At 72.6% G+C, this 9232-nt stretch carries 10 protein-coding genes and 3 pseudogenes; 3 read left to right on the top strand and 10 right to left on the bottom strand.

Annotated elements, in window-relative coordinates; genetic code table 11:
- Window positions 1–172 precede the first annotated feature (172 nt).
- A pseudogene (locus AC2W7J_RS12105) lies at window positions 173–1743 on the bottom strand (anthranilate synthase component I).
- Complete coding sequence (hisI, locus tag AC2W7J_RS12110) at window positions 1740–2114, bottom strand: phosphoribosyl-AMP cyclohydrolase (RefSeq protein WP_421008385.1); 375 nt, start codon at window positions 2112–2114, stop codon at window positions 1740–1742. The pseudogene AC2W7J_RS12105 and the gene hisI overlap by 4 nt, the downstream one beginning before the upstream one ends.
- Before the next feature lie 95 nt (window positions 2115–2209).
- Here hisI and AC2W7J_RS12115 point away from each other — a divergent pair, with 95 nt between their 5' ends.
- Window positions 2210–2848: a TIGR03085 family metal-binding protein gene (locus AC2W7J_RS12115; RefSeq protein ID WP_255183559.1), complete on the top strand. Its 639-nt coding sequence runs from the start codon at window positions 2210–2212 to the stop codon at window positions 2846–2848.
- Between the two features lie 18 nt (window positions 2849–2866).
- Here AC2W7J_RS12115 and hisF read toward each other — a convergent pair.
- Window positions 2867–3656: pseudogene (gene hisF, locus AC2W7J_RS12120) on the bottom strand (imidazole glycerol phosphate synthase subunit HisF).
- A gap of 82 nt (window positions 3657–3738) precedes the next feature.
- On the opposite strand from hisF, the gene AC2W7J_RS12125 reads away from it, so the two are divergent.
- Window positions 3739–4287, top strand: coding sequence for a nucleoside/nucleotide kinase family protein (locus AC2W7J_RS12125; RefSeq protein WP_485982679.1), 549 nt, complete (start codon window positions 3739–3741; stop codon window positions 4285–4287).
- Between the two features lie 28 nt (window positions 4288–4315).
- Here AC2W7J_RS12125 and AC2W7J_RS12130 read toward each other — a convergent pair whose 3' ends face one another.
- From AC2W7J_RS12130 to pnuC, 4 genes are read right to left on the bottom strand one after another with little or no spacing between them, the layout of a single operon-like run.
- Window positions 4316–4747, bottom strand: a complete 432-nt coding sequence (locus AC2W7J_RS12130; RefSeq protein WP_485982681.1) for a PH domain-containing protein — start codon at window positions 4745–4747, stop codon at window positions 4316–4318.
- A complete protein-coding gene (gene hisG / locus AC2W7J_RS12135; RefSeq protein ID WP_485982683.1) occupies window positions 4735–5574 on the bottom strand; it encodes an ATP phosphoribosyltransferase in 840 nt (279 codons plus the stop codon). The genes AC2W7J_RS12130 and hisG overlap by 13 nt, the downstream gene beginning before the upstream one ends.
- A 10-nt stretch (window positions 5575–5584) precedes the next feature.
- Window positions 5585–5848 (bottom strand): phosphoribosyl-ATP diphosphatase, encoded by a 264-nt coding sequence (locus tag AC2W7J_RS12140; RefSeq protein ID WP_255183564.1) that lies wholly within the window; start codon window positions 5846–5848, stop codon window positions 5585–5587.
- Between the two features lie 11 nt (window positions 5849–5859).
- Window positions 5860–6573: a nicotinamide riboside transporter PnuC gene (gene pnuC / locus AC2W7J_RS12145; RefSeq protein WP_485982685.1), complete on the bottom strand. Its 714-nt coding sequence runs from the start codon at window positions 6571–6573 to the stop codon at window positions 5860–5862.
- Between the two features lie 224 nt (window positions 6574–6797).
- Between pnuC and AC2W7J_RS12150 the strand changes: the two genes are divergently transcribed.
- Window positions 6798–7655 carry a hypothetical protein gene (locus tag AC2W7J_RS12150; RefSeq protein ID WP_485982687.1) on the top strand — a complete coding sequence of 286 codons (858 nt, stop codon included), beginning with the start codon at window positions 6798–6800 and terminating at the stop codon, window positions 7653–7655.
- A 188-nt stretch (window positions 7656–7843) separates the two neighbouring features.
- Here AC2W7J_RS12150 and rpe read toward each other — a convergent pair whose 3' ends face one another.
- From rpe to AC2W7J_RS12165, 3 genes and pseudogenes are all read right to left on the bottom strand, one after another.
- Window positions 7844–8500: a ribulose-phosphate 3-epimerase gene (gene rpe, locus AC2W7J_RS12155; protein ID WP_485982689.1), complete on the bottom strand. Its 657-nt coding sequence runs from the start codon at window positions 8498–8500 to the stop codon at window positions 7844–7846.
- A 25-nt stretch (window positions 8501–8525) separates the two neighbouring features.
- Complete coding sequence (locus AC2W7J_RS12160; protein WP_485982691.1) at window positions 8526–8909, bottom strand: VOC family protein; 384 nt, start codon at window positions 8907–8909, stop codon at window positions 8526–8528.
- Between the two features lie 2 nt (window positions 8910–8911).
- Window positions 8912–9232: pseudogene (locus tag AC2W7J_RS12165) on the bottom strand (rRNA small subunit methyltransferase B); the annotation flags it as partial.

Consider the following 9232-nt stretch of genomic DNA (forward strand, 5'->3'; position numbering starts at 1 on the left):
CGAGCGCGATGCGGCGAGACCCGGGGCGGCCTCCGAGCCGGTGGCGCTGCTGCGCACCGGGCCGGCGACACCGTCGACGGTGCCGGTGATCCATCGGCGCGACCGGCGGCGAGCAGGACGATCCCGGCCGCGATGGCGAGCAGGACGACGACGGGCTTGCGGGTGAGCAGCCTCACGAGGCACCCCCGACGGGTCGCACGGCGCGCGCGGACGCGACCGCGGCGAGCGCGGCCCCGGCCTTGTGCACCGTCTCCTCCTGCTCGAGGCTCGGCACCGAGTCGGCGACGATGCCGGCACCGGCCTGCACGTGGGCCCGCCCGTCCTTGACGAGCGCGGTGCGGATGGCGATGGCCATGTCCATGTCGCCGTGGAAGTCGAGATAGCCGACGACCCCGCCGTAGACCCCGCGGCGACTGCGCTCGTAGTGCTCGATGAGCTGCAGGGCGCGCGGCTTGGGCGCACCCGAGAGCGTGCCGGCGGGGAAGGTGGCCACGAGGACGTCGAAGGCGTTGACCCCCTTCGCCATCTCGCCGACGACGGTCGACTCGAGGTGGATGACGTGGCTGTAGCGGCGCAGGTTCATGAACTCGACGCACTCGACGGTGCCGGCGGAGCAGACCCGCTGCAGGTCGTTGCGGCCGAGGTCGACGAGCATGAGGTGCTCGGCTCGCTCCTTGGGGTCCTCGATGAGGTCCTCCTCGAGCTGGAGGTCCTGCTCCGGGGTCTTGCCCCGGGGACGGGTGCCGGCGATGGGGTGGGTGATCGCCCGGCGGCCGGTCACCTTGACGAGCGCCTCCGGCGAGGAGCCGACGACCTCGTAGACCGACCCGTCGGGGTGCGGCAGCCGCACGAAGTACATGTACGGGCTCGGGTTGGACCGCCGCAGCGCGCGGTAGACCTCGAGCGCATCGACGGGGCAGGGGGTGCTGAAGCGCTGCGACAGCACGACCTGGAAGACCTCGCCGGAGCGGATGTCCTCCTTGGCCTGCTCGACGATCTCCTCGAAGCGCTCGACCGTCACGTCGCTCTCGACCTCCCTGCGGGCCGCGGCCGCTGCCTCCGGGTCGACGTCGCGACCGTGCTCGGGGCCGGGGCCGCGAGCCGCTCGGTTATCGTGTCGAGTCGGGCGACGGCGTCCTGCCAGGCCTCCTCGACCCGCTCGTCGGTGTCGTCGTAGTTGATCGCATTGGCCACGAGCAGGAGCGAGCCGTCGCTGTGGTCGAGGACGGCGACGTCCGTGGCGAGGACCATGCCGAGCTCGGGCACGCCGAGCACGTCGGGCAGCTCGCTCGGCACCCGCTCCCACCGGCGCACGGCGTCGTAGGTGATCGCGCCGACCATGCCGCCGGTCAGGGGCGGCAGCCCGTCGATGGGGTCGGTCGACAGGGCCTCGAGGGTCGCCCGCAGCGCAGCGGTGGGGTCGCCGTCGGTGGGCACGCCGACGGGCGGCTCGCCGATCCAGTGCGTCTGCCCGTCGCGCTCGGTGAGCGTCGCGCGGCTCTGCGCGCCGATGATCGACCACCGCGACCACACGCCGCCGTGCTCGGCCGACTCGAGGAGGAAGGTGCCGGGCGCGTCCCCCGCGAGCTTGCGGTAGACGCCGACCGGGGTCTCGCCGTCGGCGACGAGGCGTCGCACGACGGGCACGACCCGGCGGTCCCGGGCGAGGACGCTGAAGGTGTCGAGGTCGGGCCAGGTGCGTCCGGGGGTGAGGTCGGGCACCTCCGTCTGCGGTGCCGTCACGCCGTCGCCCCCACGCTCGCACCGAGGTCGCCGGCGTCGAAGCAGGTGCGGTCGCCGGTGTGGCAGGCCGCGCCGACCTGGTCGACCTGCACGAGGAGGGCATCGCCGTCGCAGTCGAGGGCGACCGAGCGCACGTGCTGCACGTGGCCCGAGGTGTCGCCCTTGCGCCAGTACTCCTGCCGGCTGCGGGACCAGAAGGTCACCCGACCGCTCGTCAGCGTGCGGTGCAGGGCCTCGTCGTCCATCCAGCCGAGCATGAGCACCTCGCGGGTGTCGTGCTGCTGGACGATCGCGGCGACGAGACCGGCCGGGTCCCGGCTCAGCCGGTCGGCGATCTCGGGGGGCAGGGGCGAGGTCGAAGGGGTGGACACCCCCGCATTCTGGCACTCGCTCGCGTCGCGCCGCCGACGTGCCCGGGGTTACCCTGCGACGTCAGACAGACCGCCCACCGGCCGAGGAGGCCCACGTGATCCGCCATGCACGCGCCGAGCGCCTCGCCCTGTGCGACACCCTCCTCGAGGTCGGCCCCGACGTGCCGACCCTGTGCGGCACGTGGACGAGCGCGGACCTGCTGGCCCACCTCCTCGTCCGCGAGGGCCGCCCGGACCTGGCCGCGGGGATCTTCGCCGCTCCCCTGGCCGGCCGCACCGAGGCCGCGATGGCCGGCCTGCTGGCGAAGCACGACTTCGGTGACCTCGTCGAGCGGCTGCGCCAGGGGCCGCCGCGCCTGCACCCGGCGCGGGTGCCGGCCGTTGACGAGCAGATGAACCTCGTCGAGATGTTCATCCACCACGAGGACGTCCTGCGGGCGCAGCTCGGCGCGCCCCGGCGCACCCTCAGCAGCGAGATGACCTCGGCCCTCGGTGACCGCCTGGGCCTCATGGGCCGGATGCTCTTCCGCAGTGCGAAGGGGGTCGACCTCGCCCTCGTCACCGCCAAGCGGCGCACGAAGGTCGGCTCGGGCAACGGCCCGGTCGTCGAGATCCACGGCCGACCCGGCGAGATCCTGCTCTTCGGCTACGGCCGGCAGGCGGTCGCGGAGGTCGAGCTCATCGGCCCGCCCGATGCGGTCGAGACGGTCCGCACCGGCAGCTACGAGGTCTGAGCAGCCGGTCGGCGCGGCTCAGTCGGCGCGGCCGCGCCGCACCGGGTGCCCGGCCGCGTCGAGGGCGTCCTTGACCTCACCGATCGTCACCTCGCCGAAGTGGAAGATGCTCGCCGCGAGCACCGCATCGGCCCCGGCCTCGACCGCCGGCGGCATGTGCTCGGCGGCGCCGGCCCCACCGCTGGCGATGACCGGGATGCCCACCTCGGCGCGCACGGCCCGGATCAGCTCGAGGTCGAAGCCCGCCTTGGTGCCGTCGGCGTCCATGGAGTTGAGCAGGATCTCCCCCCGCCCCGAGCTCGGCGGCGCGGGCGCACCACTCGATGGCGTCGAGCCCCGTGCGGGTCCGACCGCCGTGCGTCGTCACCTCGAACCCGCCTGCGGCAGAGCCGTCCTCGCGGGTGCGTCGGCGCACGTCGGCCGACAGCACCAGCACCTGGGCGCCGAAGCGGTCGGCGACCTCGCTGATGAGCTCGGGCCGCGCGATGGCGGCCGTGTTGACCCCGACCTTGTCGGCGCCGCAGCGCAGCAGCCGGTCGACGTCGTCGACGGTGCGCACTCCCCCGCCGACCGTGAGCGGGATGAAGACCTCCTCGGCCGTGCGCGTGACGACGTCGTAGGTCGTCGCCCGGTCGGAGCTGCTCGCCGTGACGTCGAGGAAGGTCAGCTCGTCGGCCCCCTGCTGCCCGTAGCGCCGGGCGAGCTCGACAGGGTCACCGGCATCACGCAGGTGCTCGAAGTTGACGCCCTTGACGACCCGTCCGGCGTCGACGTCGAGGCACGGGATGACACGCACGGCGAGAGACACGCGGGGCAGCCTACCCAGCAGGGCGAAGGGAGCACCGCCGCCGGTCACGTGGTGGGCCGGGCCGGCGGCTACGCTCCGTGCGGTGTCCGCCCTTCGTCAGGTCCTCGACCACGCCGCCACGGCACCGCCCTCGTGCGGCCGGGTCCACGTCATCGCCGTCGACGGGCGCAGCGGCTCCGGCAAGACCTCCCTCGCCCGCGAGGTCGCAGCCGCGTGGGAGGCGCCGGTGGTCTCGATGGACTCGATCTATCCCGGCTGGTCCGGGCTGGCCGCTGCCACGGGCCTGCTCGTCGAGCACGTGCTGCTCCCCCTGACCCGCGGCGAGGACCCGATCGTCCCGACGTGGGACTGGCTCGCCGACCGACCCGGCCCGCGGATCCCGCTCGAGGTCGACGCGCGGCTCGTCGTCGAGGGCTGCGGGAGCACGGTGGGCGCGGCGGCCCCCTTCGCCGGCACGCGGGTGTGGCTCGACGGGGCGCCGGAGCTGCGCCGGGCGCGGGCGATCGCGCGTGACGGAGCGGTCTTCGAGGCCCACTGGGAGATGTGGGCCGCGCAGGAGGAGGCGGTCTTCGGGGCGGACGGCACCCGTGAACGGGCCCACCTGTCCCTCTCCATCTCGGCAAGACCCTAGGGTCCTGCAGGGTTGGCAGCCTCCGGTCTCAGCCGATGAGGTCCGCCAGGCGCTGGGCCTCGTCGACCGAGCCCGCGCCGTCAGAGCGCTGGATCGCCATGACCGCCATGTCGAGGCCGTCGGCGAGGTCGATGCGCGGCCACGGCATCCCCTGGGAGAAGCGCACGGCCGTGATCTGCTCCCACGGCACGAGCTCGCCGGGCCCGAGGTTGCGCACGTAGAGCCCCTCGGCGGTCGGCCGGGCGTGGATCGTCGCGTAGCGCGACATCAGCGCGGCGACGCCGGCGCCGATGCCGATGCACGTCACCTGGTCCATGATCCCGTAGCGCTCGGGCAGGCTGAGCGCGAGCAGCACCGACCCGACGAGGGTCGCGACGCCGAGGACCGTCGCGACCCACCGACCGCGGGTGGGACGGAAGACGGCGGCGGCGGCGCGGTCGGGGGCGGTCACAGTCGGCACGCGGTGATCTCGGTGACGAGGATGGCCCGGGCGCCCAGGTCGTAGAGCTCGTCCATGATCCGGTTGGTCCGGCCCCGGGGCACCATCGAGCGCACCGCGCACCAGCTCTCGTCGTGCAGGGTGCTGACCGTCGGCGACTCGAGGCCCGGCGTCAGCTGCACCGCCTGCTCGACGATGGCCGCCGGGCAGTCGTAGTCGAGCAGGACGTACTCGCGGGCCGTGACGACGCCGGTGAGGCGACGGTGGAGGACGTCGATCCCCCCTTCGCTCGCGTCCGCGCGACGGATGAGCACGGCCTCGCTGCGCAGGATCGGCTCGCCGAAGACCTCGAGCCCCTGCTGGCGCAGGGTCGTGCCGGTCTCGACGACGTCGGCGATCGCGTCGGCGACGCCGAGGGTGATGGCGGTCTCGACGGCGCCGTCGAGACGCACGACGTCGGCGTTGACCCCCTTCGCCTCGAGGTGCGAGCGCACGAGGCCGGCATAGGAGGTGGCCACGCGACGACCGTCGAGGTCGGCGGCGCTGCTCGCCTCGCCGGGGCGGCCGGCGAAGCGGAAGGTCGAGCCGCCGAAGCCCAGACCCATGACCTCGGTGGCCGTGGAGCCGGAGTCGAGGAGCAGGTCGCGGCCGGTGATGCCGGCGTCGACCTGACCCTTGCCGACGTAGAGGGCGACGTCACGCGGACGCAGGTAGAAGAACTCGACGTCGTTGTCCTGGTCGGCGACGATCAGCTCCTTGCTGTCGCGGCGGACGCGGTAGCCCGCCTCGCGGAGCATCTCGACGGTCGGTTCGGACAGGGAGCCCTTGTTGGGGACGGCGATGCGCACGGGAGTCCTCTCAGAGGTGGGTGTAGACGTCCTCGACGGTGAGCCCACCGTCGATCATGAGGACCTGCAGGTGGTAGAGCAGCTGGCTGATCTCCTCGGCCAGCTCCTCCTTGCTCTGGTACTCGGCCGCCATCCACACCTCGGCGGCCTCCTCGACGACCTTCTTGCCGATGGCATGGGTCCCCGCGTCGAGCTGGGCCACGGTGCCCGAGCCCTCGGGCCGCTCGGCGGCCTTGCGGGTGAGTTCGTCGAAGAGGCTCTCGAAGGTCTTCACAGGGCCCCAGACTAGTTGGCGAGTGCGGTCGGCTCGTCCACGGGCTCACGGTCCGGACGCTCCGTGCGCGAGGCGCGCAGCCACACGACGAAGCCGTAGAGGACGAAGCCCGCGTAGACGGCGTAGAGGACGGCCGTCGGCAGGTAGCCGCTCGTCCACAGCAGCGGCACGCCGACGAGGTCGACGCCGATCCAGATGAGCCAGAACTCGTTCCACCCGCGGGCCATCGCATAGGTCGCCAGGAGCGAGCCCATGAAGATCCACGCATCGGCCACGTGGTACCAGCGCGGGGCGGGCCACCCGGCGCCGAGCATCGTGAAGACCTGTTGGGCCACCGCGATGCCGATGACCATCATCACGGCCAGGCCGGCGCGCTCGCCCCACGTGGCCCACCGCGGGGTGATCGCGTGGGCGTCACCCGTGTGCTGCTCGCGCTTGACCTGCCGCCAGCGCCACCAGCCGTAGACCGAGGTGATGATGAAGAAGATCTGCCGGGCCGACTGGCCGAAGAGCGGCGCCTTGTCGTCGACGCCCAGCGTGATGCCGATGTAGACGAAGAAGAGGATGACGTTGCCGACGATCCCGATCGGCCAGGCCCAGACCTTGCGGAGCATGCCGCCGACCGCCGAGGCCAGGCCGAAGCCGATGCCGATGACCTCCATGAGGGAGAGCCGGTAGCCGGCGATGTCGACGCCGGCCGAGTAGATCCATTCGATGATGGACATGGGTGATCCGATCCGCGCGCGCCGCTCCCGTCCGGACTGTCACCGTCGGCCCCGGGGTTCTGTTACCGGAGTTCACCGCCTGCCGCAGCAGTCGGGTCGCGGGCTCTCACCGCCGGTGCGGAGTTTCACCGCGTCACGTGGCACGTGCACGACCATTGTCCGAAGGGAGGGTCCGCGCGGCAATTCGGTGGTGCCGTGAGACGCGACACCCGCACACTGGGCCCATGGAGCTGACCGAGCAGTCCTTCCGTGCGCTGGCGCGCAGCTCGCCGTGGCGGTGGCGCTCCGTGCACCTCGTGCGCGAGGTCGGCGGCCCGGTGGGCGAAGGGGACGTCGAAGCCGTGATCCGGCGACCGCACCTCATGCGGGTGGTCGCCGACGGCGAGGTGCACGTGGTGCGGGACGGACCGACGCGGGTCGCGCCCTACACGCGCGACGGCAGGAGTGGCCCCGTCGACGTGCCCACGGCCGCCGATGTCAGGCCCGTGCTCGACGCCGACGGCCTGGTGCGCGTCCGTCCGGACAGTGCAGTGGTGGGTCTCGACGACCCGATGTGGCAGTCCTACGACTGGGTGGCGATGCTCGACCCGGTCGAGCTCGCGGACGGTTCGCCGTGGCGGGACCCCGCGACCGGCGCCGACGTCGAGACGCCACCGCTGGCCCCCGAGCCCTACCCCGAGCTGGACCGGCCGACGCGTGTCCCGGTCCCGGGCACGCTCGTGTCCGACCTGCGTGCCGGTGACCGGCACGGTCGGGCGACGTGGTGGGCGCGGGTCGTGCCGACGTGGGCCTACGAGCCGCGGTGCAGCTGCTGCCCGCTGCTGCCGAGCGAGGTCGCGGACCGGCTCGAGCACGACGAGGAGGGGTCCCCCTTCGTCCCGGGGCGCGCGTACCCGCAGGCTCACGACGTCGCGCTCGACGTAGCCACGGGCATCTGCGTCGAGATCCACGCTGTCGGCGGTCCGCGACCCGGGATCGTGCACGACGTGCGCATCCACGCGGTCGACGAGGCATACGGCGACGAGCTCTTCATCGAGCGCAGCCGCTGGCTGCCTCGCGCCCCACGGTTCCGGGGGCGCTGACCCGGCCGCGGCCGCAGGGTCTCTCGAAGGAAGGTGGTGGCGTTGACGTCACCCGACGGCATTGGTGCCACCTGGTTGCCCGGAGAAGGGGGACCAGGTGGCACCAACGCTCCCAACTGCGCAGGCCCCTGTCCGCCCGCCGCTGCCCGCTCCATCACACGGGTGACGGCCGCGGGCCGGATACCAGGTCAGTGCGCGTGCGCCCGGGCCAGCTCGCGCAGCTCGTCGACCGCCGCGGTGGCCGACTCGGCCCCGTAGACGGCCGACCCGGCGACGAAGACGTTGGCGCCGGCCTCGGCGCACTGCTCGATGGTCTTCGCCGAGACGCCGCCGTCGACCTGGACCCAGATGTCGCCACCGTGCTTCTTCACGGCCTCGCGCACCTGCGCGACCTTGGGCATCTGGTCGGCCATGAAGGACTGCCCGCCGAAGCCGGGCTCGACGGTCATGACGAGCACCATGTCGAGCTCGGGCAGGAGCTCCTCGTAGGGGGCGAAGGGGGTCCCCGGCTTGATCGCCATCGACGCCCGGGCGCCCTGGGCCCGGATGTCGCGGGCCAGCCGCACCGGGTCCTTGGCCGCCTCGATGTGGAAGGTCACGCTCTGCGCGCCCGCCTCGGCGTAGGGCGGTGCCCACCGGTCGGGGTCCTCGATCATCAGGTGGCAGTCGATCGGGATCGGGCTGACCTTGAGCAGCGACTCGACGATCGGCAGCCCGAGGGTGAGGTTGGGGACGAAGTGCGCGTCCATGACGTCGACGTGCGCCCAGTCGGCGTTGTCGATCGCCTGCAGCTCGGACTGCAGGTTGGCGAAGTCGGCGGACAGGATGCTCGGGGAGATCTGCACGAAGTTCCTTGTGGGAGAAGGGCGGTCAGCTCTGGTGGATGGACAGGACGTTGCCGACGGTGTCCTCGATCTGGAAGTGCTTCCCGATCGCGTCGTGCGTCAGCTCGAGGCGGAAGACGATGTCACCGCGCGCGCGGAGCCGCTCGTACTCAGCCTCGACGTCGTGGACGGCGAGCATGAGCGCGGTCAGACCCTCCCGGAACTGGTGCTCCTGGAAGCGGCGGGTGATCTCGTCGGCGATCGGCTCGAGGTTGATCTGGCAGCCCATCTCCCACCCGGTGCTCGGGCCGAGGATGTAGAGCTGCTCGGAGTGGACGACGAGGGCGTCGCGCCAGCCGAGGACCTGTGTGTAGAAGTCGTAGGCCTTGGGGCCGTCGTTGACGTGGATGCCGGCGACGAGGACGCGCACGGTCAGGCCTTCTTCCGCAGGAGGGACAGGAACATGCCGTCCGTGCCGTGCACGTGCGGCCACAGCTGGGCGTGCGGGCCGTCGCCGAGGGCACCGAGGTCGGCGACCGCCGCGCCGGCGAGCAGCTCGCGGGCGTCGAGCACCTCGACGTCGTCGCGCTTCTTGACGACGTCACGCACGACGAAGGTCGTCTCCGACAGGTGCGGGCTGCACGTCGCGTAGGCGACGACACCGCCGGGGCGGGTCGCGTCGATCCCGGCGGCGAGCAGGTCACGCTGCAGCGGCCCGAGCGCGGCCAGGTCACCCGGGCTGGCGGCGCCAGC

The organism is Janibacter sp. CFPM2_SD2 (genome assembly GCF_057364645.1).

What these genes read in the sequence shown, in the direction of transcription:
- pnuC (WP_485982685.1), bottom strand. Translation starts at nt 6,573, where the DNA reads ATGTCCATCATCGAATGGATCTACTCGGCCGGCGTCGACATCGCCGGC.
- AC2W7J_RS12150 (WP_485982687.1), top strand. Translation starts at nt 6,798, where the DNA reads ATGGAGCTGACCGAGCAGTCCTTCCGTGCGCTGGCGCGCAGCTCGCCG.